The sequence below is a fragment of the Amycolatopsis sp. NPDC051716 genome (genome assembly GCF_040681595.1).
GTDB lineage: Bacteria > Actinomycetota > Actinomycetes > Mycobacteriales > Pseudonocardiaceae > Amycolatopsis.
Genome location: NZ_JBFAZA010000035.1, coordinates 97,135 through 123,482, shown reverse-complemented (window position 1 = coordinate 123,482; position 26,348 = coordinate 97,135). Strand labels below are relative to the sequence as shown.

The 26,348-nt window shown below is 72.8% G+C and carries 20 protein-coding genes; 10 read left to right on the top strand and 10 right to left on the bottom strand.

Translation table 11 applies throughout. The annotated features are described in order from the left end of the window. Positions 1-100 precede the first annotated feature (100 nt). The 5 genes from AB0M30_RS36775 to AB0M30_RS36755 all read right to left on the bottom strand — a co-directional run bounded on the left by AB0M30_RS36775 (position 101) and on the right by AB0M30_RS36755 (position 7,420). A complete protein-coding gene (locus tag AB0M30_RS36775; RefSeq protein WP_364593855.1) occupies positions 101-3,739 on the bottom strand; it encodes a family 78 glycoside hydrolase catalytic domain in 3,639 nt (1,212 codons plus the stop codon). A 143-nt stretch (positions 3,740-3,882) separates the two neighbouring features. Next, complete coding sequence (locus AB0M30_RS36770; protein WP_364593852.1) at positions 3,883-5,196, bottom strand: DJ-1/PfpI family protein; 1,314 nt, start codon at positions 5,194-5,196, stop codon at positions 3,883-3,885. Between the two features lie 2 nt (positions 5,197-5,198). Continuing rightward, the gene (locus AB0M30_RS36765) at positions 5,199-5,588 is read right to left on the bottom strand and encodes a hypothetical protein (protein WP_364593849.1); all 390 of its coding nucleotides are present in this window, start codon (positions 5,586-5,588) and stop codon (positions 5,199-5,201) included. 87 nt (positions 5,589-5,675) lie between these two features. Next, on the bottom strand, positions 5,676-6,329 hold the full coding sequence (locus AB0M30_RS36760) for a response regulator transcription factor (protein ID WP_364593846.1): 654 nt from the start codon (positions 6,327-6,329) through the stop codon (positions 5,676-5,678). Then, entirely contained in the window at positions 6,326-7,420 is a 1,095-nt protein-coding gene (locus AB0M30_RS36755) for a sensor histidine kinase (protein WP_364593843.1), read from the bottom strand. The genes AB0M30_RS36760 and AB0M30_RS36755 overlap by 4 nt, the downstream gene beginning before the upstream one ends. Before the next feature lie 120 nt (positions 7,421-7,540). Between AB0M30_RS36755 and AB0M30_RS36750 the strand changes: the two genes are divergently transcribed. From AB0M30_RS36750 to AB0M30_RS36740, 3 genes are all read left to right on the top strand, one after another. Then, complete coding sequence (locus tag AB0M30_RS36750; RefSeq protein WP_364593840.1) at positions 7,541-10,120, top strand: glycosyltransferase; 2,580 nt, start codon at positions 7,541-7,543, stop codon at positions 10,118-10,120. After that, a complete protein-coding gene (locus tag AB0M30_RS36745; RefSeq protein WP_364593838.1) occupies positions 10,121-11,551 on the top strand; it encodes a radical SAM protein in 1,431 nt (476 codons plus the stop codon). Between the two features lie 93 nt (positions 11,552-11,644). Then, positions 11,645-12,463, top strand: a complete 819-nt coding sequence (locus AB0M30_RS36740; RefSeq protein ID WP_364593836.1) for a GH25 family lysozyme — start codon at positions 11,645-11,647, stop codon at positions 12,461-12,463. A gap of 22 nt (positions 12,464-12,485) precedes the next feature. Here AB0M30_RS36740 and AB0M30_RS36735 read toward each other — a convergent pair whose 3' ends face one another. Beyond that, positions 12,486-12,728 carry a hypothetical protein gene (locus tag AB0M30_RS36735; protein WP_364593834.1) on the bottom strand — a complete coding sequence of 81 codons (243 nt, stop codon included), beginning with the start codon at positions 12,726-12,728 and terminating at the stop codon, positions 12,486-12,488. Positions 12,729-12,856: 128 nt separating this feature from the next. Here AB0M30_RS36735 and AB0M30_RS36730 point away from each other — a divergent pair, with 128 nt between their 5' ends. Genes AB0M30_RS36730 through AB0M30_RS36720 form a run of 3 tightly spaced genes read left to right on the top strand, consistent with a single transcriptional unit; the run spans position 12,857 to position 14,920 of the window. Then, positions 12,857-14,104: a GDSL-type esterase/lipase family protein gene (locus AB0M30_RS36730; protein ID WP_364593831.1), complete on the top strand. Its 1,248-nt coding sequence runs from the start codon at positions 12,857-12,859 to the stop codon at positions 14,102-14,104. A 56-nt stretch (positions 14,105-14,160) separates the two neighbouring features. Next, positions 14,161-14,547: a hypothetical protein gene (locus tag AB0M30_RS36725; protein WP_364593873.1), complete on the top strand. Its 387-nt coding sequence runs from the start codon at positions 14,161-14,163 to the stop codon at positions 14,545-14,547. 25 nt (positions 14,548-14,572) lie between these two features. Next, positions 14,573-14,920 (top strand): ClpX C4-type zinc finger protein, encoded by a 348-nt coding sequence (locus AB0M30_RS36720; RefSeq protein WP_364593828.1) that lies wholly within the window; start codon positions 14,573-14,575, stop codon positions 14,918-14,920. Here AB0M30_RS36720 and AB0M30_RS36715 read toward each other — a convergent pair. From AB0M30_RS36715 to AB0M30_RS36705, 3 genes are all read right to left on the bottom strand, one after another. Then, the gene (locus AB0M30_RS36715; protein ID WP_364593825.1) at positions 14,917-15,720 is read right to left on the bottom strand and encodes an SAM-dependent methyltransferase; all 804 of its coding nucleotides are present in this window, start codon (positions 15,718-15,720) and stop codon (positions 14,917-14,919) included. The two genes, AB0M30_RS36720 and AB0M30_RS36715, sit on opposite strands and share 4 nt — an antisense overlap. Positions 15,721-16,044: 324 nt before the next feature. Next, positions 16,045-19,338: a hypothetical protein gene (locus AB0M30_RS36710; RefSeq protein WP_364593822.1), complete on the bottom strand. Its 3,294-nt coding sequence runs from the start codon at positions 19,336-19,338 to the stop codon at positions 16,045-16,047. 83 nt (positions 19,339-19,421) lie between these two features. Continuing rightward, a complete protein-coding gene (locus tag AB0M30_RS36705; RefSeq protein ID WP_364593819.1) occupies positions 19,422-22,604 on the bottom strand; it encodes a BTAD domain-containing putative transcriptional regulator in 3,183 nt (1,060 codons plus the stop codon). Positions 22,605-22,752: 148 nt separating this feature from the next. Between AB0M30_RS36705 and AB0M30_RS36700 the strand changes: the two genes are divergently transcribed. The 4 genes from AB0M30_RS36700 to AB0M30_RS36685 all read left to right on the top strand — a co-directional run bounded on the left by AB0M30_RS36700 (position 22,753) and on the right by AB0M30_RS36685 (position 25,978). Next, positions 22,753-23,124 (top strand): hypothetical protein, encoded by a 372-nt coding sequence (locus tag AB0M30_RS36700; protein WP_364593816.1) that lies wholly within the window; start codon positions 22,753-22,755, stop codon positions 23,122-23,124. A 73-nt stretch (positions 23,125-23,197) separates the two neighbouring features. Next, on the top strand, positions 23,198-24,418 hold the full coding sequence (locus tag AB0M30_RS36695) for an MFS transporter (protein WP_364593813.1): 1,221 nt from the start codon (positions 23,198-23,200) through the stop codon (positions 24,416-24,418). Between the two features lie 26 nt (positions 24,419-24,444). Then, positions 24,445-25,422 (top strand): alpha/beta hydrolase, encoded by a 978-nt coding sequence (locus tag AB0M30_RS36690; protein ID WP_364593810.1) that lies wholly within the window; start codon positions 24,445-24,447, stop codon positions 25,420-25,422. Then, on the top strand, positions 25,391-25,978 hold the full coding sequence (locus AB0M30_RS36685) for a TetR/AcrR family transcriptional regulator (protein WP_364593807.1): 588 nt from the start codon (positions 25,391-25,393) through the stop codon (positions 25,976-25,978). Before AB0M30_RS36690 ends, AB0M30_RS36685 begins: the two co-directional genes overlap by 32 nt. Here AB0M30_RS36685 and AB0M30_RS36680 read toward each other — a convergent pair. Beyond that, complete coding sequence (locus tag AB0M30_RS36680; protein WP_364593804.1) at positions 25,975-26,316, bottom strand: helix-turn-helix domain-containing protein; 342 nt, start codon at positions 26,314-26,316, stop codon at positions 25,975-25,977. The genes AB0M30_RS36685 and AB0M30_RS36680 overlap by 4 nt on opposite strands. Between the last annotated feature and the right edge of the window lie 32 nt (positions 26,317-26,348).

Here is a 26,348-nt window from a genome sequence, read left to right as displayed (position 1 = left end):
TGAAGCGCCCCAATGTGGCCTTCGGTGCGTTGAACGCACCGAAGGCCACATTGGGTGCGTTCAACGCAACCAAGGCCACATTGGGGCGCTCGTCAGGGCGTCACGCCGGAGCCGTGAAGACGTACGAGCCCGAGGGCACGAAGTACGTCCCGGCCGCCGAAGGCACCGCCTCGGGCGGCGCGGTGATCCCCGCCGGCCGAGACGTCGGGACCACCACCGTCGCCGAGGAACCGGCCGGGACCGTCACCCGCAGCGTCAGCTTCCCGTTCGCGATCGACCAGTCGCTGACCGCGCCGCCGTACGGCGTCTCGTACGCCGACTTCGCCGAGGTCAAGCCGCCACCCGGGACGGGCGCGATCCGCAGCGACGAGTAGCCCGGGGACGCCGGGGCCAGCCCGCCCACCGAGCGGTACAGGAAGTCGCCCACCGAGCCGAGACCGTAGTGGTTGAACGAGTTCATCCCGGGGTCGTTGAACGAGCCGTCCGGCTTGATGCCGTCCCAGCGCTCCCAGATCGTCGTCGCGCCGTGGCCGATCATGTAGCCCCAGCCGGGGAAGTCCGGCTGCAGCAGCACCCGGTAGGCGACGTCGGCGTGGCCGTGCGCCGCCAGCACCGGCAGCAGGTTCTCCACCCCGAGGAACCCGACGCTCAGGTGCCCACCGGCCGCCGTGACGCGCGCCGCCAGCTTGTCCGCCGCCGGCTGGACGCGGTCGGCCGGCAGCAGCCCGAAGGCCAGCGCCAGGACGTACCCGGTCTGGGTGTTCGACCCGACCGTGCCGTCGGCCGCCACGAACCGCTGGGTGAACGCGGCCGCGACCTGGTCGGCGAGCGTCCCGTACTTCGCCGCTTCGGCACCGTGCCCGGTGGCCGCCGCCATCCGCGACACCAGCCGTGCCGACCACGCGAAGAACGCCGTCGAAATCAGGTCCTGCGCGGTGTTGTCGTTGACGTTCAGCCAGTCCCCGTAGGTCTGGTGGTCGCGGATCAGGTCCGCGCCCGAAGTCGAGCGCAGGTACTCGACCCACCGGACCATCGCCGCGAAGTGCTCCTGGATCACGCCGGTGTCGCCGTACCGCTGCCACAAGGTGTACGGCACGATGACGCCCGCGTCGCCCCAGCCGGCCGTGCCCGACCCGCCCAGCACTCCCGGCGCGACGTCGGTGAACGACCCGTCGTCGTGCTGCGCGTCGACCAGGTCGTCGCTGAACTTGCCGAGGAAGTTCGCGACGTCGAGGTTGAACGTCGACGTCCCGGCGAAGATCCCGATGTCGCCGGTCCAGCCGAGCCGCTCGTCGCGCTGCGGGCAGTCGCTCGGCACCGACAGCATGTTGGAGCGCTCGCCCCACAGGATGTTGTGCTGCAGCTGGTTCACCAGCGGGTTCGACGTCGTGAACGTGCCGGTCTGCGCGCCGGTGGTCCACATCGCCCGGCCGGTCAGGGTCGATGCCGTCGGCGCCGACGGCAGGCCGGTCAGTTCGACGTACCGGTAGCCGTGCACGGTGAACCGCGGTTCGTACGTCTCGGTGCCGCCGGTACCCGCCAGGGTGAACCGGTCGGTGGCCTGGGCCGCGCGGAGGTTGGCCGTGTAGATCGTGCCGTCCGGGTTGAGCACTTCGGCGTGCCGCATGGTCACCGTCGTGCCGGCGGGCCCGGTCACGGACAACCGGTTCCAGCCGCCGAAGTTCTGGCCGAGGTCGGCCACCCACACGCCGGGCTTCGGCTGGGTCCACGCGACCGGCTTGAACTCCTGCTGCACCGTGACGCCGTTGTCCACCTGGGACACCAGATTCGGCTGCGCGCCGGTCTTCACCCGGGGTGCCGCCCAGGCGCGGTCGTCGAAGCCGGGCCGGTCCCAGCCGGTGGCGAGCCGCGCGTCGTACGTTTCGCCCTGGTAGAGGTCGTCCGCGCGGATCGGGCCGTCACCGGCCTTCCACGTGCCGTCGGTCGCGATCGTGGTGCTCGTGCCGTCGGTGTAGGTCAGCCGCAGCTGCGCGGAGTACCACGGCTCGGTGCCGTACTTCTGGCTCCCGGCGATGCCGACGCTCCCGGAGTACCAGCCGTTGCCCACCAGCGCGCCCAGCACGTTCTCGCCGGCGCGGATCTGCCCGGTGACGTCGGAAACCCGGTACTGCACGCGTTTCGCGTAGTCGGTCCAGCCGGGGGACAGGACCTCCGAGCCGACCTTGACGCCGTTGAGGTGGGTCTCCTGCAGCCCGAGCGCGGTCGTCAGCAGCCGCGCGTTCGCGACCCGCTTGGTGACCGTGAAGCTCTTGCGCAGCAGGGGGGCGGGGGCGCTGACGGCGACGTCCGCGCCCCACGGTCCGGTGCCGTAGGTGGTCAGCGCCCGGGCCGCGGGCCAGGAACTGTCGTCGAAGGCGCGCTGCTCCCAGCCGTCTGGGCCGCTCTGGCTCGCCTTCCACGTGCCGTCGGTGACCAGCGAAGGTCCACCTTGGACGGTCAGCTTCGCGATCGTCCCGGCCGGGCTCTGCGTGGTGTTCTCCGTGCTGATGGCGATGGTGTTCGCCCCGGCCGTCAGCAGGCTGCCGACTTCGACGACCGCGGCCGTCTTCCACGAGTCGGCGACCCGCGGCGAGTCACTGACGCGGGTGCCGTTGACCCAGACGGTGGCGGTGTCGTCCCCGGTCACGACCAAGGTGGCCTTCGCCGGGGCCGCGGCCAGGTCCAGGGTCTTGCGGAAGAAGCGGGTGGCCGGCGGTACGCCGCCGAGCGGATCCCCTTCCGGGTACCAGATCCAGCTCGCGCCGGCGAGGTCCGGGCCGGCCGTGGCGCGGCCGAGGAACGCGCCGGTCCACTCGGTCGCCGGGGCGCGCAGCGCGGTTTCGAAGCGCTGCACCGGGCCCCATGCGCTCATCCGGCCCTGCCCGTCCCAGACGCGGACCTTCCAGGTGTACGCGGTCAGCGAGCCGAGCGCGGGACCGCCGTAGGCGACGTCGGCCTGCTGCGCCGAGGTGACGCGGCCGCTGTCCCAGACGTCCTTGCCGCCGGCCGACACCAGGATCTCGTACGCGGATTGTCGTTGCTGCGTCGCCGAAGACGCGAGCTTCCAGCCGAACCGCGGCTGGTCGACGCCGATCGGGTTCACGCGCTGCCCGACGGTCGCGCTCGCGACCGAGAGCGGCGTCTGTTCCGACTCGCTCGGCGTGCCGACGCGGGTGCCCCACGGCGCGGTGCCGTAGGCGCCGAGGTCCTTGGCCGCGGCCCAGGTCCCGTCCGCGAAACCGGGCTGTTCCCAGCCTTCCGGCACGGTCGGCGCGCTCTTCCAGCCGGCCCCGGTGGCCAGGTCGGTGGTGCCGGCCGCGGTCGTGACCCGCAGCCGCCCGAGCAGGCCGGCCGGGCCGCCGGCGTTGCGGACGGCGACGGCGAGGGTGTTGACGCCCGGGGCGAGCGCCGGCCGCAGGTCCACCGGAAGCGCCGTGCGCCACGAGTCTCGGGTGCGGGCCGAGGACGCGAGCGGGGTGCCGTTGAGCCAGACGTCGGCGGTGTCGTCGCCGGTGAGGACGAGCCGGGCGTCGGTGACCGCACCGGCGGGCACGGCGAACGTCGTCCGGAAGTACCGGGTCCCGGCGGGCGCGGGAGTTCCTTCCGGGTACCAGATCCAGTGCGCGCCGGCCAGGGCGGGCGGTGGCGCGGCACCGGCCGGGGGGACGGCGGCGGCCGACAGGGCCAGGATCGCGGCGAGGGTCGTGGTGGTGGCGCGCCAGAGCTTCGAGGGCAGCATGCAGGGCTCCCTTGCGGCGGGGACGAACGTGGGATTAGAACGTTTCAACCAGGCGTGGTAGGTGACTGTAATGAGAAGCTCACGCATTGGCAATACGCCACCGGTAGGCCCGGTGCCCACAGTCCGACGTCGTCCGGGCTTTCCTAAATCGTTTCAGGTCGCCGGTGCCGCCGCACCCGGACGACCACGACGACGGCGGCCGTGCCCAGCAGCACCAGCACGATCGGCAGCGCCGTCGGCAGCCAAGGCCAGGCGTCGCCTTCGAAGACGACCCCGTCGGTGGGCAGCTCCAGCACCTTCGCCGTCCAGCGAGCGGTGGCGACGTCGGTGCGGCGGGACAGGCCGCTGACCGCGGTGTCGTAGGGGAAGCCCGGCCGGTCGTGGACGTACTCGGGCGCCGGGCCGCCGGGTGGCGGCGTGACCCCGCGCGTCGCGCCGGGCACGAGCAGCCGGTCGAGGTCCGGCGCGGCGGTCAGGGCCGCCCGGGGCAGGAACGTCAGTCCGTGCCGGGACCGGATCGGGCCGCCGTCGGCGCTCACGGCCAGGGTGCGCGAGGACAGCGATTGGCCTTCGGTGTCGAACACCGACGCGAGTTCGACCTCGCCGACGCCGTTCGCGAGCAGTACGCCGATCTTGCCGGGGTTCCAGCGGAACCCGGCGTTGACGATCGCGGCCGCGTCCGGCATCCCGGCCGGCGGGTGCACCGGCACCGCGGTGCCGTAGCGGCGCCAGCCGATGGCCGCCGCGGCGTCGGCCGCGACCGAGGGCCCGGCCAGCCGTTCGACCCAGTGCAGCGTGCCGTCGATGCCGGAGAGGATCCCCGCGGTGGTGACGACGTTCCCGTCATCGACGAACCGTTCCCCGCGCACCCACCGCACCGCCGGGTAGGCGGCAGCCCAGGCGTCGACCTTCAGCCAGTGCGCGGTGGCCGGCCGCCCGTCGAGCAAGCCGGCGGAGGCGAGCACCGCGCCGCCGTTGCAGACGCTCAGCAGCTTCGCGCCGTGCGCGGCCTGGGCCCGCAGCCAGGCGGTGACCGGTTCGGTGGTGGGCTCGCCGACGTCCGGGAACGCGGGCACGACGACGAGGTCCGGCGCGGATCCGCCGAGCCGTGCGGCGAGGCCGCCGAAATCGAAGTCCGGCACCAGGTCGAGGCCGCCGGTGAGCGGTTTCGGCTCGCGGTGCGGCGCCACCGTGTAGACGTTGAACCGGCCGGTCGCGGCCAGGATCTCGTAGGGGGCGAGTGCGTCGGAGACCACGGCACCGCGATCGCCGACGACGACCACCGCGGTCGGCTTGGCCGGGTCGTGCGGGACCGGCGCCGCGGCCGGAACGGGCCGCGGCGGGCCGGGGGCGTAGAGGGCGTCGATCGCGCCGAGCGCGGAGACGGTCGCGCCGACGGCGGGAACCACCAGCACGGCGGCGACCGCGGCGAGGAGGAAAGCGAGGCGCTTCAGCATGATCAGTGCCAGTACTCGGCGCGGCGCCACACCATGGCGGCGAGCATCAACGGGAACATGATCACGTGCCCGGCGACCATCAGCGCGGTGCCGGAGATCGCGCCCAGCCCGTACGGCACGAGCAGCGCTACGAACGGCAGGTACATCACGACGGCCATCTCGGCGATCCGCGGCCACGCGTGGCGGCGCAGCGCCATGGCGGCCACCATCGCGACGGTCATGTTGGTGGCCATCACGATCGCGTCGACGGCCGGCCGCTCGAGCCAGGCGGCCGGCCACAGCGGGCCGAGCGCCACCATGCCGACGAGCATGGCGACGACCATTTCCACGTAGTGGCCGGCGAACCGGGCGAGCTTGCGGGCGGTGGTCCGGGTGACTTCGGTGGTGGTCATGGTTTCCCTCCAGGGTCGCTCCTGGACGAGGATCGCGGTTCCCGGCCGTGCTGCCAGGTGCCGGAAGTCATGACCGGGGGTCACGGTCTAAAGCAGGCCGAGATCCCTCGCGCGCAGCGCGGCCTGGGTCCGGTCGCGTGCGCCGAGCTTGCCCAGCACGTTCGTGACGTGGTTCTTCACCGTGCCTTCGGCGAGGAACAGCGCCGCGGCGATCTCGCGGTTGCTGCGGCCGCCGGCGAGCAGCCGCAGCACGTCGAGTTCGCGCTCGGACAGCGGCACCACCAGCGGCTGGGGCCGCGGCGCGGGCGCGTCCGGCAGCTGCGCGAACCGCGCCACCACCTTGGCCGCCACCGACGGCTGCAGCACCGACTCGCCGCGCGCCGCCGCCAGGACCGCCTCGACCAGCCGTGCCGACGAGACGTCCTTCAGCAGGTAGCCGACGGCGCCCGCCCGCAGGACCGCGAAGACGTCTTCGTCGTCGTCGAAGGTGGTCAGCGCGATGACCTGGACGCCCGGCTGCTCCGCCCGCAGCCGCCGGGTCGCGGCCACGCCGTCGAGGACCGGCATCCGCAGGTCCATCAGGACGACGTCCGGTGCCAGCGAAGCGGCTTCGCGCAGGGCTTCGGCACCGTTCCCGGCTTCGCCGACGACGTCGATGCCGTCGTGCGTGGCGAGCAGGGTGGCGAGGGCTTCGCGGAACAGGGCCTGGTCGTCGACGAGCAGGACGCGGACCGGCGTCATCCGGGGATCTCCATGGTCAAGGCGCTGCCGCCACCGGGGGTCGAGGTGAAGGCGAGCTCGCCGCCGAGGTGAGTGGCCCGTTCGCGAAGCCCGACCAGGCCGAAGCCGGCCGGCTCGCCGCCGTCGCTGCCCCGGCCGTCGTCGCGGACTTCGACCCGGACCGCCGCGGCGGCGTAGTCCAGGACGACGGCCACGGTCTCGGCGCCGGCGTGCTTGCGGACGTTCGTCAGGCCTTCCTGCGCGGCCCGGTAGAGCGCTTCGCGCTGCTCCTCGGAGAGCGGGCGTTCGGTGCCGGTCACCGTGAGCCGGGCCGTGACACCGGTCGCCGACGTCTCTTCCGCGAGGGCTTGCAGCGCTTCCGGCAGCGGCGGGATCGCCCGCGGTTCGCGCAGCGTCCGTACCGAACGGCGCACCTCGGCCAGCGCGGTTTCGGCCTGCTCCTGGGCTTTCGCCAGGACGGCGTCGGCCTTGCCGGGATCGGCCGGCAGCACCGCCCGCGCGGCCTTCACCTGCATCTGGACGACGGTGAGCGAATGCCCGAGCCCGTCGTGGATGTCGCGCGCGACGCGGTTGCGCTCCTGCGCCGTCGCGAGCCGCTCCGCCTGGGCGGCGTGGTCGCGGAGTTTCGCGTGCGCCTCGGCGAGTTCGCCGCGCGAGCGCTGTTCCCGCAGCAGCAGTTCGGTGATGATCGCGGCGAACAGCACCGACATGAACGTGCCGATCCCTTCCCGCAGCCCTTCGCCCAGCGACATCCCGAGGTGCACGAGCGGGACCACGGCGATCACGAGCGCGATCGCCGGCCGCGGCAGGCGCAGCAGCACGCACTGGCTGACCAGCACGACCAGGAACAACGTCGTCCCGACGCCGGCGTCGATCGTGAAGAGCACGAAGGCCAGGGGCAGCTGGACGGCGACGTAGGCCGCGCTCCACGCGAGCCGCTCGCGGCCGCGCACCCAGCCGAAGACCACCGTCGCGAGCACGGCGAAGACCGCGCCGAGCACGAGGGCGAGCCGGGGTTCGCCGGAGCCGAGCACCCCGAGCACGATCGAGAGGAAGGCGCCGCAGGTCAGCACCCCGAGGGCCCGGTTCATGCGGTCACTGTGGAGGCTGCGGCGCCCCGCGGTCAACCACGAAAGCGCTCACACGGCCGTTCGACACCCCGGCGTTTACGCTGGAAACCACGGCGAGGCCGATACGGGGGTTTGACATCGATGTCAGTGCTCTGGGGCGTGTCCTTCGACGCCACTCCGCTGTCCGGGGTCGTGGTCGAGTTCCTCAAGACGGCGCACCGCTTCGCCGCGCGCGGGCACCGCGTCCACCTGGATCTCGGGTACGACGTCAAGGCCGACAAGGGCGCGTTCTTCCGCCCCTACCGCGACGAGGCCCAGCTCCTGCCGGACTGGGTCACGCTCGACCGCGTCGAAGGCGTCGAGCGGATCCGCGGCTACGACCGCGACTTCGTCGAGCGGGTCCTGAGCGAAGTCGTGCAGGACGGCGACGACACGCTGCGGCCCGAGATCGACCGCGTCGCCGGCGAGCTGGCGGACCGGATGGTGGCCACCTGGGAACGCCTGGGCGTGACCGTGGTGATGGTCGAAAACGGGACCCTGCCGGAGAACCTCGCCTACACCGAGGCGTTGTACGCCGCGATCGACCGCTACGGCGCGCGCCACCGGCTCGGCCGGTTCGTGTTCTGGCGCGACCACGACCTGATGTGGCAGAGCGAACCCGGCATCGCCAAGTACGGCACGTTCCCGTACCCCGGCGTCCCCGCGCCGCGGAACTCCCCGCACATCCACTACTTCGCCCTGCACGAACAGGCGAAGGCGCGGACGCTGGAGTGGGTCCCGGAGCTGGCGAACATCGACGTCCTGCCCAACGCCTTCGCCATCGCCCCCGCGCGCATCGACGAGCGCAACGCGGCCTTCCGGGGTGATCACGGGATTCCGGACGGCGTCCCGCTGCTGGCCCGGATCACGCGGATCATCCCGCAGAAGCGCATCGACCGGGACCTCCACCTGCTGGCCCTGCTGTCGGACGCGTGGCTGTTCGTCGCCGGCGACGTCGGCGAGACGGCTACCGAGCACGCCCGGCTCGTCGACCTCGCGAACCGCCTCGGCGTGCGTGAGCGTGTCGTGTTCGGCGGCTGGCTGACCCCGTACGACACCGCCGTCCCCGGCCGGTACTCCGTGCGCGATCTCCTGGCCCACACGACGGTCGTGTCCTTCCTGACCTCCTACGACTACGAGAGCTACGGCAACCCGGTCAGCGAGGCGATCGCGTCCGGGACGCCGTACATCACCAGCGGGTACGAGCTGTACGACGTCGTCTACGACGGCTTCCGGGCGCCGGTGCTGGACATCCGGGCCCGCGACCTGCCGGACGCGGCGTTCGCGCGCGAAGTCGCCGAGCTGATCACCGACGAAGGGAAACGGGCGGAAGTGGTGCGGGTGAACTCGGAACTCGGGCAGGCGCGGTTCGGCGCGCGGGTCGTCGACGACCTGGTGGACCGGCTGTACCCGCCGCCGATGGGCGCGGCGACGCGGCTGAGCGTCGTGCTGCCGGTGTACAACGAGGCCGCGAACCTCCCGGAAGTGCTGCGGACGCTGCACGACCAGCGCGACGGCGACGCGCCCCTGGACAAGAGCCGGTACGAGGTCGTGCTCGTCGACAACAACTCCACCGACGACACCGTGGCCATCGCGCACGCCTTCGCGGCCGCGCACCCGGACCTGGCGCTGCACGTCATCCACGAACCCGAGCAGGGTGTTTCGTGCGCGAGGCGCGCGGGGATGGACTTCGCCGCGGCCCGCAGCCGGAACCGGCCCGACAGCGACCCGGGGGAGCGGTACTACCTCGTCTCCGCCGACGCGGACTGCCGCGTCGACCCGCACTGGCTGAGCGAACTGTTCGCCGCGATGGAGTCGAGCAAGGCCGCCATCGGCGTCTGCGACTACTACTACAACGCCGAGCACTTCACCGGGCGGCCGAGGCTGTGGGACGCGATCCAGCGGACGCTGCGCTGCCGCGCCGTCACCTTCGCGCTCTTCGGCGGCTTCCCCGACGGCAAGGGCTTCGCGGTCGAGCGCGACGCCTACGAGCGCGCCGGCGGCATCGAGATCTTCTACCAGCTGCAGGACGGGAAGTTCGTCAACCACCTCTCCGACGACTGGGACTTCGGGATCAAGGTCGCCAGCGGCGGCGACGCGATCACCTACGCGCCGCGCTCGCGCGTCGAGATCAACCCGCGGCGCGTCGACCACGCCATCGACGAGGTCATCGCCGGCCGGGCCTACGGCTCCGACGGCATCATCGTCATGCGCGACATCCGGCCGTCGGCGCCTCCGGTGCCCACCGACCTCACCGAAGCCGAGGCGAAGCAGGCCTGGGAGTTCTCGATCAAGGACTTCACCCCGAAGAACACCATCCTGCCGGTGCTCCTGACGCCCGCGCTGCTGGAGGACGACGCCGTCATCGCGTTCTTCGGGCCTGATCTCGCCGCGCGGCTGGCCCGGCGGATCAGTGAGCTCCGGCACGAGATGCGGGTCGTCGACTTCACGCCGATCCACGCCTACAAGACGCCGTCCTACCGGCTGTACTTCGAGTTCGCCGACGAGCTGTTCGCCTGCCTGCGGCGGCACGTCGGCGCGGACATCGGCCACCCGCCGCCCCTGCCGCCGTGCCTGGCGGCGGTGCCGGCCGCGCGGTTCGCGGAGTTCGTCCGCTACTACTGCGAGGACCGCGAGTCGGGAGAAGCGCACAACTACTTCGGCAACGGAGGGGTGTTCTGAATGACCCTGGGCTATGAAGAAGCGGTCGGCTCGCTGCACGCGATCGACCCCGCGTGGCCGCGGCCCGCCGTGCTCGACGTCCTGGAGGCGCCCGAGAACCGGCACCTGCTCGACTTCGTGCAGGAAGACCCGTTCGGGGCGCACGTGTTTCCGGGCAACGTGCCCGGCACGCCGGCGGAGTTCCTGCGCGACCTGGACGCGCAGCTGGCCTCGTCCGGGCCGATCCACCTGTGGTCCTACATCCCCACGTGCGCCTACCGCTGCCGGTTCTGCCAGTACCCGGTGGTGCTGGTCAAGGGCAAGATCGAGAAGGCGGCCGACTGGGTCGACCTCAACATCGCCGAGGCGCGGCTGTGGCTCGACGCCGTGCCGAACCTGGCCGGTGCCGAGGTGGGGGAGTTCAACGTCTTCGGTGGGACGCCGTCGCTGCTGCCGGAGGCCGAGATCCGCCGCCTGCTGGAGTTCTACCGCTCGCACTTCGGGTTCACCGCCGACACGACGATCCGCTTCGAAGGCGACCCGAGCACGTTCACCCCGGCCAAGCTCGAGCTGCTGCGGGAACTGGGCTGCACCAAGCTGTCCAGCGGGGTCCAGTCGTTCGACGACCACGTGCTCGAGCTGTGCGGTCGCGAGCACACCGCGAAGATGTGCGTCGACTTCGTCCGCAACGCGACGGCGGCGGGCTTCGAATGGGTCAGCATCGACCTGATGTACGGGCTGCTCGACCAGACCCTCGACAGCGTCCGCCGCGACCTCGACGTCGTGCTGGAGAACGAGGTGACGGCGGTGGTGTGCACGAAGCTGCACCTGGCGTCCTACAGCGACACCCGCACCGGCGTCACCGGGGAGAAGCCGGCCGCGTGGCAGCTGCCGTCCTACCGGGACAAGCTGGTGCGCGACGGGCACCGCTGGCCGACGCTCGGCGAGCAGTACCAGATGCGGGAGCTGCTCACCGAGGGCCTGCGCGCGGCCGGGTACACCGAGCACCCGACGATGTACTTCGCGCGCGACGGCCTCGGGCCGGAGAAGTGGAAGTCCATCATGGTCGACCAGGACAAGCAGGAGGCCGAGGTCGCGATCGGGCTGGGCGGCAGCTCGAGCTGCCGCGCGTCCGAGGCGATCACCGACGTGAACTCCCGCCGCTACCCCGAAACCGTGCGCTCCGGCCGGATCCCGCTGGGGTCCGCGACGCGGTTCACGCCCGAGGCGCAGGAAGCCCGGGCCGTCAAGATGGCGCTCACGACGTTGCAGCCGCTGCGGGATTCCCGGCACACCGCGCGGTTCCCCGGGCGCTCGCTGTTCGCGGAACCGTGGCTGGGCAAGTTCCGCTCGCTGGCTTCGCGGGGCCTCGTCCGGTTGCGGCCGGGTGTCGTCGAGCTGACGCCGGCCGGGGAAGTGCTCGTCGAGGCGATCATCACCACCGAACTCTGAAGATCACTGCATCGGGTGACACAAGCCTCGCGGGAACCGGGCCCGGCAGGCAGCATGGGTTCCGGAGCTGCTGCCACCGAGATCGGAGGCCGGATGAACCGAACCGTGACGAGACGGCGGCTGTCGGGCGCGACCGCGCTGGCGGTGTTCGCGGCGGTCGTGGCCGCGACGCCCGCCCGAGCCGACTGTTCCCAGGCCGACTACTCCCTGGCCGACACGAACTACGCGGGCACGCAGATCGCCCGGCACGAAGGCGTCCAGGGCACCCCGCGGACCGACCCGGCCGGGCAGACGCTCGGGCACGACGTCAGCGGGCACCAGGGCCCGGTCGACTGGGCCGCCGCGGCCGGCGCCGGCGCGAAGTTCACCTACGTCAAGGCGACCGAAGGCACCGGCTTCGTCAACCCGCAGTTCGGCCAGCAGTACGACGGCGCGCACGCGGCGGGCATCATCCGCGGCGCCTACCACTTCGCCCGCCCGGACGTCTCGGGCGGCGCCGAGCAGGCGGAGTACTTCATCGCCAACGGCGGCGGCTGGCGCGCGGACGGCACCACGCTGCCCGGCGCCCTCGATGTCGAATACAACCCGTACGGCGACGTCTGCTACGGCAAGAACCCGGCCGACCTGACGGCGTGGATCGCGGACTTCACCCGCACGTACCTGGCGAAGGTCAAGCGCAGCGCGCTGATCTACACGAGCACGGCCTGGTGGAAGCAGTGCACCGGCAACACGCCCCGCTTCGGCAACACCGACCCGCTGTGGCTGGCGCGCTACGGCCCGGACGTCGGCGAGCTGCCGGCCGGGTGGGAGAAGCAGAGCATCTGGCAGTTCGCTCGCGGCGGCGCCCTGCCGGGGGACCAGAACTACTACAACGGCCCGATCGGCCGGGTGCAGGCGCTGGCGAAGGGTTAGGTCTCCCTGGTCGGCCCCCGCCCTAGCGCCGGCGCGCGCGCAGGTCCGGCCACGGCGGCCGGTGCACCATGGCGATCCCGGCGAGGGTGGCGGCGACCAGCCCGATGCCCACGCCCAGGAGGGCGACGCGCGTGGCGTCGACCGCCGGTTCCCACTTGGCCTGGCCGTCGCGGACCGCGAACACGCCGACCGGCCGGTGGACCGGGATCACCGTCGTCCCGTCCGGGGTTTCGTACGGATCGCCGAAGGTGCGGGGTTCGCTCATGTCGCCATCGAACCGGAGACCGCCGCCGCTGACAAGATCGGACAAAACCTTGTCGCCTCCGTGACCGGCTGCTTACGATCGGCGGAGGAGCTGTTCGTCGCTCGTCCTTTGTGGACTCAGGAGGCGCCGTGCGCAGGATCGCCGTTCTCGCTGCGGTTTCCGTGGCCGCGGCCGCCGTCGTCTCCGCTCCGGGTGCCGCCGGGGCCGGGCGGACGTGGTTCACGTCGTGGGCGCAGTCCCAGGACGGGCGGGCCGACACGGCGGTCACCGGGCAGTCGCTGCGGATGATCACCCACCTCAGCCAGGGTGGCGACGCCGTGCGCGTCCGGTTCCAGAACACCTTCGGCGCCGGGCCGCTGACCATCGGGCACGCCACCGCCGGGCCGAGCGCGGGCGGCGCCGCGGTCACCGGGGTCCGCGACCTGACCTTCTTCGGGCGCCACGCCGTCACGATCCCGGCGGGGGGCGAGGTCTGGAGCGACGAGACGAAGCTCGTGACGCGCCCGGACTCCGACCTCGCGGTGAGCATGGCGGTCGAAGGGACCGCCGTGCCCGGCCGCCACGGCGCGGCCTTGCGCGACAACTACCTCACGCCAGCGGACTCGGGTGACCACGCCGGCGATGCTTCGGGCGAAGCCTTCACGGCGACGGTGGGCGCCACGTACGTCGTCAGCGCCGTCGACGTGCACAACGCGGCTTTGCAGGGCGTCGTCGTCCCGTTCGGCAGCTCGGTCGTCGACGGCATCGGCAGCACCAACTGCGGCCCCGGCTGCACCGAGCTCGGCGCGAACCGCCGGTGGACCGACGACCTGGCGCGGCGGATCGTCGCCTCGTCCGCGCCGCTCGCGGTCGCGAACGCCGGCGTCTCGGGCACGACGAGCGCCCGGTCGTGCCCGGGGATGCCGCCGTCGGTCGCGGGCCTGGACGCGGCGAGCAGGCTGGACCGGGACGTCCTGGCGCTGCACGGCGTCACGGCCGTCATCTACTACTACGGAACCAACGACCTGGCGTACGGCTGCGACGCGGCGACGATCCTCGACAGCTACCGGGCCGTGTTCGCGCGCCTGCGAGCGGCGGGCATCTCGGTGTACGTCACGCCGAGCACGCCGCGGCCGGGGTACAGCGACCAGGCGAACCTCGCCCGGCACGAGATAGCGCTGTTCGTCGAGCGCTGGAACACCTGCGGGGGCACGTGTTCCGGCGTCGTGGACTTCGACACGGTGCTGGCGGACCCGCTGAAGCCCAACAGCATCCTGCCGGCCTACGACAACGGCGACGGCATCCACGCGAACGCCGCCGGCCAGCAGGCCCTCGCGGACTTCGTCTCGGTGCCGATGCTCACCCGATCCGGGCTGGTCGGCCACACGATGGGGTGAGCCGGCGAGTCGGAACGGCGGGACTGTGCGTGCCGGTCAGCAGAGTACGTCCGGTGATGAACGAGTCGATGGACGACGCCGGGTGCTGCCTGCTGTCGGTGGCCTGGAACGTCGCCCCGCTGGCCGAAGGACCGCCCGGCTCCCGTCGCGGTGACCTGCGGCGCACGGTGGAGGCGGTGTGCCGCACCGCCGGCCACGGCGCCCGTGACTGGGCCGCGCGGCACGGGGCGGGCACGGAGGCCCAGTACCGGCCGTTCCTGCAGCTCGCCGACGTCGCCTACGAGATCGCGACGCTTCTGCTGCTGGTGGAGGACTTCCTGGTGCCGGACCTGGAGCGCGAGCACCGCCGCTGGGCGGAGATCGAGGAGCTGACCGGCCGGCTGACGGAGCTGTCCGAGTGGACGGCGGCCTTCCTCTTGTCAGGCGCACCCTTACGGTTGTAAGGTCACGCCTGACAAGGGAGGTCTCATGAGTACCGCGGTGTTCGCACGCTGTTCGTTCTGTTCCAAGCCCAACACGGAAGTGGACACGCTGGTCGCCGGCCCGGGGGTGTTCATCTGCGACGGGTGCGTGCAGCTGTGCGTGTCGGTGATCGAAGGCAAGCCGGCCGACGTCCCGCTGATCGCGCCGTGGGAGCACGACCTGCCCCTGGAGCAGGTGCTTTCGAACCTGCGCCCGGTATCGGCGGCGAGCACCCAGGTGCAGGACAACCTGGCGGCCTGGGTGGGCAAGGCCCGCGCCCTGGGCGGCACGTGGTCCCAGATCGGCGAGGCATTGGGGATGACCCGCCAATCGGCTTGGGAGCGGTTCGCCTAAACCTTGACACCGACCCCGGCGTACAAACCGTCTTCTTCGGGATCGACGACGGCGGCGAGCCGGTCCGGCCGCCAGTTGGCGGAGGTGGTCAGCCCGGGTTCGACGAGCTCGAAGCCCTCGAAGAGCGCGAGCACTTCGTCTTTGCTGCGCGGGTGGATGTGATCCTGGGTCTGGCGCATGGTCTCGGCGACGCGCGGGTCGCTCAGGACGGCGAAGTCGTTGGTCAGATGGGTGAGCGCGAGGTAGCTGCCGGGCGCGAGGGCGTCACGGTAGGCGGCGAACACCCCGCGGACCTCGGGCAGGTAGTGCCCGAGGGTGATGGCCAGCAGCCCGACGGGCTTGTCGAGATCGAGCAGCCGTTCGACCGGTTCGGACTTCAGGACGGCCGCGGTGTCGGTGGCATCGGCTTCGAGGGCCTCGGCGTGCACGTTGCCCTTGAGCAGCATCCGGCTGTGCGCGACGGCAACGGGTTCGTAGTCGACGTAGACGACCTTGGCGGCCGGATCGACCTCTTGGGCGACTTCGTGCACGTTGCCGACGGTCGGGATGCCGGAGCCGAGATCGAGGAACTGCCGGACGCCCCGGTCGAGCATGAACCGCACCACGCGCCGGAGAAAGGCCCGATTCCGCCGGGCGACCGCGGCGACCTGGGGCTGGATGGCCTCGAGCTTGCGCGCGACGTCCCGATCGGGCGCGAGGTTGTGGGCCCCGCCGAGCAGGTAGTCGTAGATCCGCGCGGCACTGGGCCGCGAGAGATCGGCCCCGGCCGGAATCCAGTCGGCGCCTTCCTGATCGGTCATGGCGATCCCCTCGAGTCGGCTCGGGTCACCTTAGCGCTCCCCGTGGCGTTCATCCCGTGAACGGCTTGGACGCCAGGGCGATCGTCGTTCTCTCCGTCTCGATGCAGCCGATGGTCTTGCCGGTCCGATAGGCGTGGTCCGTCAGGAAGAAGGGGCGCTCTTCGCGCTCTCGGTGCGCAGCACCGCCAGGAACGCTTCCCGTCGCGCAGCTTCTCGGCCGCGTCGGCCTCGGCCATTCCCAGACCTCGCCGTCGTCGGGCGAGCGGCGAGCTCAGCGCGCGGTTCCGCCGTTCGTCGCAATTCTGAACGCGAGGCGCCCCGGCATCACTCGGGAGCGAAGAAGATGTGCGACGCGCGTTCGCGGATATCCGCGTCGGAGTGGTCGCGCAACGCCGATACCAGCTCCCGCCACGGGGGCGGCCATCCCGCGTGAGGCCCGGCCTGGCTCGCGATACTCGCCGCGAACAACGCCTCCACGGGGTTCGCCGTGAGGGCCCAGGCGGTATCGCGCAGCTCCGGACGGCCCGGGGCGTGGCCGGCCAGCCAGGCCGCGAGCCGGTCCGCTACTTGCCAAGCCAGTGCGGGACGGTCGGCGATGGCGGCGATCCGGCGGAGGTCCGGCAGCAGGTCGCCGCGGCGGGGGAGGGCGGTTACCGCGAGCAGGAGCGCGTCCGTTCGGTACTCCGCCCGGTCCGCCAGCGCCATGGACAGCCGCTGCGCCTCAGCGCACATCGTTTCGCCCCCTGCGTCCAAGCTGGCCGCGAAGCGCGCGAGGAAGTGGCGCAGTCGCTGCCGGGCCGGCTGGTCGCGGCCGTCGACGACGACGTCGGCCGATTCGGCGAGCGTCGTCGCCACGGCGTGCACCGGTGCGGGATCGCCGGTGACCGCGGCTGCGGCGAGCACCGCCTCCACCACGGATCGCCAAGTCGCCGTGCTGGTCAGGTCGCCGATCAGGGGCACCAGCGCGGCAGGTCCTTCGCGGTCCCAGACGCTCCACGCGGGCCACGCGGCCAAGCCGATCCGCGCGGTGTCCGGGTCGGCGCTGCCCGCCACGGTCCGGACGAGCGCGCCGTAGCGCGCGCGGTACCGCTCGGCGACCGTCATCGGGTCGGCTTCGGTCACGGCCGTGGCCACCGCGGTCATCGCGGACGCTTCGCTGAGCCACCGCCACGCGCGTTCGTCGTCGAGCAGCCGGCGCGCGGCCGACACGATCGCGCGGCGGAGGTCGCGGTGCAGCCGCGGGTCCGCCCACAGCACGGCCAGTTCGCCGGCTGCGCCGGGCACGCGGTGCTCGGCGAGCAGCCGGACCGCCTCCTTGCGGGACGTCAGCTTCTTCCCCGCCAGCACCGGCCGGAGTGCCGCACCCAGTTCGGCCGGCGGGATGGTCCGCGCGGCCCGGCCGGCCGCGTACACCGCGACCCGGGCACGCTCGGTGTCGGCGTAGCCGAGCAAGATGCCCAGCGCGTCGCCCGGCCGATCGGTCCAGGCCAGCCCCGCCAGTGCGGCCTCGACCACGGCGACTTCACCGTCCTGGAGGAACGGCGTCACGTCGTCGACGCGGGCGCCGGGCAAGCTCGCCAAGCGGCGCACGGCGGAAACCCGCTCCCAGACCGGCTTGCGGGGTGCGGTGGCGAGGTCGGCCAGCAACTCGGCGTACCGCGCGACCTGGCGCGGCAGCCAGTGCCGCGACGACCCGCCGAAGGCCGCCACCAGCCGGACGCCGCGGGCGGCGAACCGGCCGTGCGGCGGCCGGTCCAGCACGAGGTCGAGCAGATCGGTCCGGCGCCCGCTGACCGCGTTCGCCACCGCGGCGACCGTGATCGTGGACGAGTCGCGCCGCAGCACGGACTCGACGCGCTCGTCCCGGGTCGCGGGCGGGGCCAGCCACAGCTCCAGGGCCCGGTGGACCGTGGTGTCGTCGGCCGCGCCGGTCGCTTCGCCGACGACGGCCTGGAGGCCGGGCATCGCCCACGCCCGCCGGCGCAGGCCCGCGGCCAGGGACAGGGCCAGGGCGTAGCGGCCGGCGCGGGCGTCGGCGGCGATGCGCGGCCGCAGCGCGGAGAACAGGCCGTGCTCGGCACCGCGGGGCAGGTCCTGGTCGAGCCGGTGCAGGTCGAGGGTGTGCGCGTGGCCACCGGAGAGTTCCAGGATCCGCAGGCCGCTTTCGACCAGGTCGGGCCGCGTCGTGAGGGTGCCCTGCCGGACCAGGCCGACGGCCGTGGTGCCGACCGCGTGCCGGGTGCCCCAGGACGCGTCCCGGGCCTGGACGGCATCGGTGGCCAGCTTGACCAGGGTGGCCGGATCGGCCGACCGCAGCAGCCACCCGGGGATCGCGGCGACGGCGGCGAGCGCGACCTGGCGGACCGGGTCCTGCTCGTTGGGCAGCCGCGTCAGTGACGCCAGCAGGCCGGCGACGACGTCCGGATCCCGGGTCGCGGCCGCCGCGCCGATCAGCAACGGGTAACCGAGGGCCCGTTCCGCCGCGGTCGGCCGCGCGATCGCGGCGCGCAGCAGGGGCTCGGCCTCCGGCCACGGCAGCCGGGCGGTCGCCTGCCGCCGCAGATCGGGGTGGTCGGCCACGGGGCGGGTGGCGAGCTGCCGGCGGGCCTGCTCGTGCCGGGACCACCACGGCAGGACGTCGAGCAGCGTCATCGGCAGCCGGGCCTGCTGCAGGTCCCGTTCGCCCAACGCTCCACTCAGGACGGTCGGACGCCGGCCGGGCGGAAGCCCGCGCAGCAACGCCGTCAACCGGTTCGCATCGGTGAGGCAGGTGCGCGCCAGCGAGGTCAGTGACTCGTCCGAGGCCAGCCGGAAAGCACGCTGCGCGCTCCGGCCCGGCTGGAACCGGATGAGCCGCGCCGGATCGGCGAGGATCGCGACGACGCGCTCCGGATCGGCGGCGGTCGCCGCGGCCAGCCAGCGGTCCGCGCCGGCCGGGAGCCCGATCAGCGGTCCCGAGTGCGCGAGCAGGTCGACGAGCTGCGCCGGATCGTGCCGGACCAGTTGCTTCAGCGCGGGCCCGAAACGCGCCCAGGTGACGTTGCGGCCGGCGTCGCCGGCTTCGGCCAACCGGCGGCGCAGGTGCGCGAGCACGACGGCGGGGTGCCGGCGGGTCAGCGCGGCGAGGTTGGGCACGGCGAAGTCCAGCTCCGGCAGCAAGGCCGTGACCGTGCCAGCTTCGCAAGCCGGGAGCACGGCGGCGGCCTCGTGGTCACCGAAACGGGTGCGCACCGAAGGCAGGAGAGCTTCGGCCCACTCCGTGGCGCCGGTGGCGCGCACCGCGCGGTAGAGGGTGTGCCGCCACGCGAGCGGCGCGGCCGGCAGGGCCGCGGTGACGGCGTCGAAGTGCAGGCCGTGGCGGGCGCAGTGGTGCATCGCCGGACCGGCGACGCGGGCATCGGCCGCGACGAGGCTGCGGCGCAGGTGCGTGTCGTCGCCCCCGATGACGGCCATCGCCGCGGCCCAGGTGCGCGGGAGTCCGGGGAGGGCGTCCAGGTCCGCGAGCAGAGCGGTCAGCTCCGGGGAGCCCGCCAGCGCGCGTGCGGTGTCGGCGAGGACCCGACGCCGGGCCGGCGCGGCCAGCGGATCGATCCGGGCGAGCAGGGCGCGCATGTCCATTCCGGCGATTGTTCCCGATCATGGAGCTCGCACCAACGCAATTCCGCCCGGGCGGCGCTGCGCAACCGGGCCGAACTCCGCACTCAATCCTCGAACTGCCCGCTCGGCCGGACGCCCAAGGAGGCGAAGGCGGCTTGCGCCCGTTCCCGCCACACCCGGGCGACGTCGGTACCGTCGGTCACCTCGAACACGTCGGCTAGGGCGGCGAGAGTAGCGGCTTCCCCCAGGCGATGTCCGGTGCCGCGATGGATTTCCAGCGCCTGCCTGCCGTGTTCGGCGGCCTGTTCGGTCTCGCCGCGCCGGTGCAGCAGCCGGGTCAACGCGGTGAGCGCACGGCCTTCCAAGCCGCGGTAACCGGCCGCGCGGGCGAGGCCGAGCGCCTCCCGGACACCACCGGGATCCTCGCGCGCCATCGCCAGCTCGATCCGGGCTTCGACGGTGCCGTACCGGATTCCGCTGTGCCGGGCGAGCTCGAGGGCCTTCCGGTGGCAGTCGATCGCCGCCACCGGCCGCCCGAGGCGCCGGTCGATGGTGCCGAGGACGTTGAGGGCGTCCGCTTCCACTCGCTGGTCCCCGGCCCGGCGCGCGAGCTCGAGGGCGGCCCGGGCGCGTGCGTCCGCGCGCTCGAGGCGGCCGCTGTCCCGGTCCACCGCCGCCATGCTGCGCAGGGTGGCGGCTTCGGTGCCGACGTCCCCGATCTCGCGGAAGAGGGGCAGCGCGCGAGCGAGTTCCGTCAGCGCCTCATCAAAGCGGCCCAGCGCGTGCAGGGCGTCGCCGAGGTTGCCCAGTGCCGTGGCCTGGCCGGAACGAATGCCGAGTTCGCTGTAGCGCGCCAAGGCTTTGGCGTGCCCGGCGGCGGCCTGCTCGTAGGCGCCCGACTCGTACTGGACGAACCCGAGGTTCCCGAGCGCGCCGGCCTCCCGGACCGGGCTGCGCGACTCCGCGGCCAGCGCCAGCGCGCGCCGGTAGCAGTCCGCCGCCTTCGCGGTCTCTCCCGACTCCCGGTACACCAGGCCCAGCTTGCCGAGCACCGCGGTCCGGCCCGCCACCCAGCCCGCGAGGCGGAGGAACCGGTCCGCTCGGGTGTAGTGCTCGATGGCTTCGTCGTGCTGGTTGCGGCGCAGGCACAGGTCACCGAGGTTGATCCGGGCGGCCGCGCGGGCCCGCGGGTCGCCTTCGGCTTCGGCCGCGGCCAGCGCTACCGACGCCAGCGCGGCCCAGTCGGGGCGGTGCAGGCCGATCCAGAAGTACCCGCGGAGGGTGTCGGCCAGCAGCCAGGCGACTCGCCGGTGACCCCGTTCGGCGGCCAGCCGGGCGACCGCGACCACGTTGGCCCGCTCGCTGTCCAGCCAGGCCACGGCCTCGGCCCGATCGCCGGTCCCGCTCGGCGGCTCGGAGTTCGGCGGCTCCGGCAGGCGCACCAGCTGCGGGTGGATCACCTTCGCCGCGGCGTCGGCGGTGCGCAGGTACCAGCCGAACAGCCGATCCAGCGCCGCCGCGCCCTCACCCTCGCCGTCGAGCCGGGAGCGTTCGCCGGCGTACCGCCGCAACAGGTCGTGGAAGGTGTACCGGGCGGGCCGGTGCTGCTCGATCAGGTGGGCCGCCGCCAGGCCGTCCAGCAGGACCGCCGCCTGCTCGGTGGTGCTGCCGGCGAGTGCCGCGACGGCGTCCGGGGCGAAATCCTCGCCCGGGAACAGGCCGAGCAGGCGGAACAGCCGTTGCTGATCTTCGGCCAGGGCCTGGTAGGACAGGTCGAAGGCGGATCTGAGAGCGGCGCGTTCGTCGTCCGGGATCGCCAGGTGGGCGAGCTGGTCATCCGGGCGGAGCCGGGTGACGTAGTCCGCCAGGCTGCCGGGGCGGCGGCCCAGCTTCGCGGCGGTGATCCGCAACGCCAGCGGAAGCCGGGCCGTGCGCCGGATCAAGGCGGCCACGGCCGCGGGTTCGCGGCCGACCCGCTCCGCGCCGAGGGTCGCGGCCAGCAGCCGGCCGGCTTCCTCCTCGGTGAACACGTCCAGCGTCAGCAGGACGGCGCCGTCGCAGGCGACCAGGCCGTCGAGCCGGTTCCGGCTCGTCACCAGCACGAGGCAGCCCGCCGTTCCGGGCAGCAGCGGACGTACTTGGTCCGCGGTCGCCGCGTTGTCCAGCAGCACCAGGACTTTCCGGCCGGCGAGCATGGTGCGGAACAGCGCGGCGGCCTCGTCGGCGTCGACCGGGAGCCGCTCCGGCGCCACCCCCAGCGACCGCAGGAACCGGGTCAGGGCCTCCAGCGGCCCGATCGGCGTGCCGGGCCCGTAGCCGCGCAGGTTGATGTACAGCCGGCCATCGGGGAACCGATCGGCCACCCGGTGCGCCCATTCGACGGCCAATGCCGTCTTCCCCACGCCGGCGGTGCCCGCGATCGCCGCGATCACGACGGCCGGGCACCGGGGGAAGGCCTGGCCCAGTTCCTTGAGGGCGTCCACCCGGCCGGTGAAGTTGGTGACGGCAGCCGGAAGCTGCTGCGGAACGGGCAGCCCGCCACTCGATGACGGCTCGTTCGCCACGTGCAGATCCGCGCTCGCCCGCAGGATTCGTCCGTGGAGGTCGCGCAGCTCCGGCCCGGGATCGATGCCGAGGTCGCCGGCCAGCCGCTTCCGGAGGCTCTCGTAGTGGGCCAGGGCCTCGGCCTGGCGGCCGCAGCGGTAGAGGGCCAGCACGAACTGACCGGCCAGCCGCTCGTCGAGCGGCCGGTCCGCCGTCCGGGCGGCCAGCCCGGCCAGCAGCGCGTGGTGCTCACCGCGTCGCAGCCGGAGGTCGGTGTGGTCCAGTTCGGCGGTGAACCGCTCGGTCTGGAGCGCGGTGCGCAGGGCGTCCGCCCACGGGGTGTCGAGGCCGGCCAGGGGCTCGCCGCGCCACAGGCCGAGCGCCTCGCCGAGCAGCGCCCCGACGCGGTCTTCGCCCGCGGTCGCCCGCGCCTCGGCCACCAGCGCGCGGAACCGGTGCAGGTCCACCGAAGACGGCTCGGCGAGCAGCACATAACCCCCCGTTCGGTGCTCGATCCGCAGATCGGCGATCCGGCGTAACCGGGACAAATACGAACGAAGCGAATTGCGGGCGTCGCCCGGAGTACGGGTGCCCCACACGCGGTCGATCAATTGATCAACGAGCACGACGCGGTTGACGTCGGCCAGCAGGGCGGCGAGCACCCACCGCTGCCGGGCCGGCCCGGCCGGCACCGCGACGCCGTGGACGCGCACCTCGACGGTGCCCAGTATCCGGAACTCCATGACCACGTCCCCGGCGAGTCGAGCACCCGGCATAGCACGCGGAATGCCCCGGAATCAACGTTTCGCCAATCTTCGTTCATTTCCCGGCGGGGATGCTCTTCGGCGTGACCCGGTGCGGAACCGGCGATCGACGGAAAGGGAGGTCCAAGTGAAAAATTCTCCATTGCGGCGGGGGCTCGCCGTCCTGGTTTTCGGGGCGGCCGTGGTGGGCGGTGGCCTGGCCATGTCCGGCACCGCCGGCGCCACGACGCTCGGTGACCCGGCCCCGGTGCTTCCGATGACCCTGGCGCCCTCCTGCGTGTCGTTCACGCAGTACCAGCACGGGAACGCCATCACCGGCTACTACACGACCGTCTACCTCGACAACAACTGCGGCTACCAGACGCGGGTGAAGATCATCATGCGCAACGGCTACGACAGCGGCTGCCTCCAGATGAACCCGGGCCTGCTCGACAAGAAGTTCACGTCGGACTCGGACAACGGACTGAAGCCCTACGTCGATCGGCTCGACGCCTGTTGAGTGCGTCACCATCTTGGATCGATCGGTCCACTAAACATGGACTGATCGATCCAAGATGGCTACCGTCAGCTTCATGGAGCTCATCGACCGGACGCACGACCGGCTTCCCGCGCCGACGCCTGACCGCGGCCGTTCCGCGAGCGGGTTCTGGTCGGTGGCCGCGGTCTACGCACTGGCCATGCTGGGTGGGACGCTGCCGGTCCCGCTGTACGCGTTCTGGGCGGCCGACCTCGGCTTCGGCCCGTTCGCCACGACGCTGATCTTCGCCGTCTACGCGGTGGGCGTGGTGGTTTCGCTGCTGCTGTTCGCCGGCCTGTCCGATCGGTCCGGACGGCGCCCCCTCACCCTCGCCGCCCTGGCCGTGGTCGCCCTCAGCACCGCCACCTTCCTGATGGCCGGCCAGGTCGTGGTCCTCCTGGTGGCCCGGTTTCTCAGCGGCTTGGCCACCGGGGTCGTCACGGCGACCGCGACCGCGTGGCTGGGCGAGCTGGCCGGACCGGGAAACGCGCGGCGCGCCACGACCACCGCCACCGCGGTCAACCTCGGCGGCCTCGGCCTCGGTCCGCTCGCCGCGGGCCTGCTCGCCCAGTTCGCGCCCGCCCCGGTCCACCTGGTCTTCTGGCTCTACCTGGGCGCTCTGGTCCCCGCGTTCATCGCCGTGGCCGTCGCTCCCGAGACCGTCGCCGATAGGCAGCCGGCTCGGGTGGCGGTGCAGCGTCCGGCCGTCCCCGCCGGGTCCGCCGGCCGGAGGGAATTCGCCACCGCCGCGGCCGGCGTGTTCGCCGCCTTCGCCGTCAACGCCCTCTTCGCTTCGCTGGTAACGAGTTTCCTGCACGACGCGCTGCGGGTGACCGGGCAGGCGGTGGCCGGGGGAGTGGTCTCCCTGCTGTTCCTGGCCGCCCTGACCGCCCAGCTGTCCGCTCCCCGGCGTTGGCTCGAGTCCCGGTGGTTCGCCGCCGGCGCGCTGGTCGCCGGGGTCGGACTGCTCGTCGCCGGGCTCTGGCTGCGCTCGCTGGCCGTCTTCGTCGCGGGCACGGTCCTGGCCGGCGCCGGCAGCGGGCTGACCTTCCGCCGCGGCCTGGGCGTGACCGCCGAACTGGCCGAGCCGCGGCGCCGGGCGGACCTCAACGCCACCTACTTCCTCGCCGCCTACGCCGGAAACGTCGTCCCGGCCCTCGTGATCGGCGGTCTGGACCAGGCCTTCGACGCGAACGTCGCGACATCCATCCTCGCCGCGGCGCTGATCGCCGTCATCTTCGTCCCCGCCGTGCGCAACCGGCGACACCCGGCCTGACCCACCCCCGTCCCCGAGGAGTTCCCATGCAGACGACCCAGCGATCCGCGCCGGCCGGTCCCGGTACCGCGAACGGCACCCCCGGCCTGCCCGCCGGTTTCGACGAGGTGTTCACCAGCCGGTGGGTGACCGTCGGCGAGCTGAGGCTGCACGCGGTCGTCGGCGGCGACGGCCCGCCGCTGCTCCTGATCCCCGGCTGGCCGCAGACGTGGTACGCGTGGCGGCTGCTGATGCCCGCGCTCGCTCGCGACTTCACCGTCGTCGCCGCCGATCCCCGCGGGATGGGCCTCTCGGGCAAACCCGGCGACGGCTACGACACCGCCACCCTGGCCGCCGACCTGACCGGGCTGATGGACGCGCTGGGCCACGAGCGGTTCGCCGTGGCCGGGCACGACGTGGGGATGTGGATCGGGTACGCCATGGCCGCCGACCACCCCGGCCGGGTGGTGCGGCTGGTGCTCGCCGAAGCCCTGATTCCCGGCCTCAGCCCGTCTCCGCCGCTCTTCGCGCCCCGCGACGTCGTCGAGCGCCTCTGGCACTTCGCGTTCAACCAGCTCGACGACCTCAACGAACAGCTCGTCGCCGGCCGCGAGGACGTCTTCCTCCGCTGGCAGTTCACCCACAAGACGGCCCGGCCGCTGTCCGAACCCGCCATCGAGCACTACGTCGACTCGCTCCGGCGTGATCCCCGGGCGCTGCACACCAGCTTCGGCTGCTACCGCGCGATCGGCGACACGGTCGCGCAGAACGCCGAACGCGTGAAGAACCGCCTCGATCTGCCGATCCTGACCATCGCCGGGGAACGCTCGACCGGTCCGCTGGTCGAGCAGACGATGCGCCCGGCCGCCACCGACGTCCGCGGCGTCGTGCTGCCCGGCTGCGGCCACTATCCTGCCGAAGAAGCACCCGAGGCGATGCTCGCGGCCCTGAGTGAGTTTCTCGCCCCCTGGGCGGACGGTGGAAGGAGCGAGCGTGTCCGGGCGCAAGCAGTTCGACGTCGATGAAGCGCTCGACCGGGCGATGCGCGTGTTCTGGGAGTTCGGCTACGCCGAGACCTCGCTCGATACCCTCGGCCGGGCGACCGGGCTGGGACGCGGCTCCCTGTACGGCGCTTTCGGGGCCAAGGACGACCTGTTCCGCCGGTCGCTCGAACGGTACGGCGCGCTCTACGAGCACCGCTACGAAGAAGCCGTCGCCGCCCACGCCGGTGACCCGGTCGCCGCCGTCGGTGCCTTCTTCGACGTGGTGCTCGACCGGATCGCCGACCCCGGTGTGCCGGACGGGTGTCTCGTCGTCCAGTCGGCCGCGCAGCTGCCCACCCTGTCGCCGGAGTCACGGGAAGCGGTCAACCGAGCGGTGACAGCGCAGCGCCGGCGGGTCCGCCGGGCCCTGGACGCGGCGTCCGCCGACCACGAACCGGCCGAACTCGAAAGCCTGGTGCTGCTCGTGGTCGGCGTCCAGCACGCCATCGTGGTCCTGAGCCGCACCGGCGCCCCGGCGGCCGACCTGCGCTCCCTCGCCGCGGCGGGGGTACGGGCGGTCGCCGACCGGCTGGCCTAGACGACGGCGTCGGTGCAGCTCATCGCCGGGTCCGGGGCCGTCCCGCCGCGAGTGTGCCGAAGGTGGGCTTCGCCCCACACCCGGACTCCTTCGACGACGGGCAGCAGAGTTGTCCCGTATGGAGTGAGCCGGTAGAGGACGCGCGCCGGGACCGGTCCGGTCACCACGCGTTCGACGAGGCCGTCGGCTTCGAGCTCGCGCAGCTGTTCGGCCAGGACCTTGGCCGTGATCGGCGTGCCCCGGCGGCGGAGGCCGGCGAAGTGGCACTCGCCGTGGGCGAGCCAGTAGAGCAGGGTCAGCTTCCACTTCCCGCCGATCGCGGCGAACGCCGCGGCCATCGGACAGCCGGGCAACGGGTTGGGACGGTTAC

Coding starts and splice junctions, on each gene's coding strand:
- AB0M30_RS36775 (WP_364593855.1), bottom strand. CDS start 3,739: ATGCTGCCCTCGAAGCTCTGGCGCGCCACCACCACGACCCTCGCCGCG.
- AB0M30_RS36770 (WP_364593852.1), bottom strand. CDS start 5,196: ATGCTGAAGCGCCTCGCTTTCCTCCTCGCCGCGGTCGCCGCCGTGCTG.
- AB0M30_RS36765 (WP_364593849.1), bottom strand. CDS start 5,588: ATGACCACCACCGAAGTCACCCGGACCACCGCCCGCAAGCTCGCCCGG.
- AB0M30_RS36760 (WP_364593846.1), bottom strand. CDS start 6,329: ATGACGCCGGTCCGCGTCCTGCTCGTCGACGACCAGGCCCTGTTCCGC.
- AB0M30_RS36755 (WP_364593843.1), bottom strand. CDS start 7,420: ATGAACCGGGCCCTCGGGGTGCTGACCTGCGGCGCCTTCCTCTCGATC.
- AB0M30_RS36750 (WP_364593840.1), top strand. CDS start 7,541: ATGTCAGTGCTCTGGGGCGTGTCCTTCGACGCCACTCCGCTGTCCGGG.
- AB0M30_RS36745 (WP_364593838.1), top strand. CDS start 10,121: ATGACCCTGGGCTATGAAGAAGCGGTCGGCTCGCTGCACGCGATCGAC.
- AB0M30_RS36740 (WP_364593836.1), top strand. CDS start 11,645: ATGAACCGAACCGTGACGAGACGGCGGCTGTCGGGCGCGACCGCGCTG.
- AB0M30_RS36735 (WP_364593834.1), bottom strand. CDS start 12,728: ATGAGCGAACCCCGCACCTTCGGCGATCCGTACGAAACCCCGGACGGG.
- AB0M30_RS36725 (WP_364593873.1), top strand. CDS start 14,161: ATGAACGAGTCGATGGACGACGCCGGGTGCTGCCTGCTGTCGGTGGCC.
- AB0M30_RS36720 (WP_364593828.1), top strand. CDS start 14,573: ATGAGTACCGCGGTGTTCGCACGCTGTTCGTTCTGTTCCAAGCCCAAC.
- AB0M30_RS36715 (WP_364593825.1), bottom strand. CDS start 15,720: ATGACCGATCAGGAAGGCGCCGACTGGATTCCGGCCGGGGCCGATCTC.
- AB0M30_RS36710 (WP_364593822.1), bottom strand. CDS start 19,338: ATGGACATGCGCGCCCTGCTCGCCCGGATCGATCCGCTGGCCGCGCCG.
- AB0M30_RS36705 (WP_364593819.1), bottom strand. CDS start 22,604: ATGGAGTTCCGGATACTGGGCACCGTCGAGGTGCGCGTCCACGGCGTC.
- AB0M30_RS36695 (WP_364593813.1), top strand. CDS start 23,198: ATGGAGCTCATCGACCGGACGCACGACCGGCTTCCCGCGCCGACGCCT.
- AB0M30_RS36690 (WP_364593810.1), top strand. CDS start 24,445: ATGCAGACGACCCAGCGATCCGCGCCGGCCGGTCCCGGTACCGCGAAC.
- AB0M30_RS36680 (WP_364593804.1), bottom strand. CDS start 26,316: ATGGCCGCGGCGTTCGCCGCGATCGGCGGGAAGTGGAAGCTGACCCTG.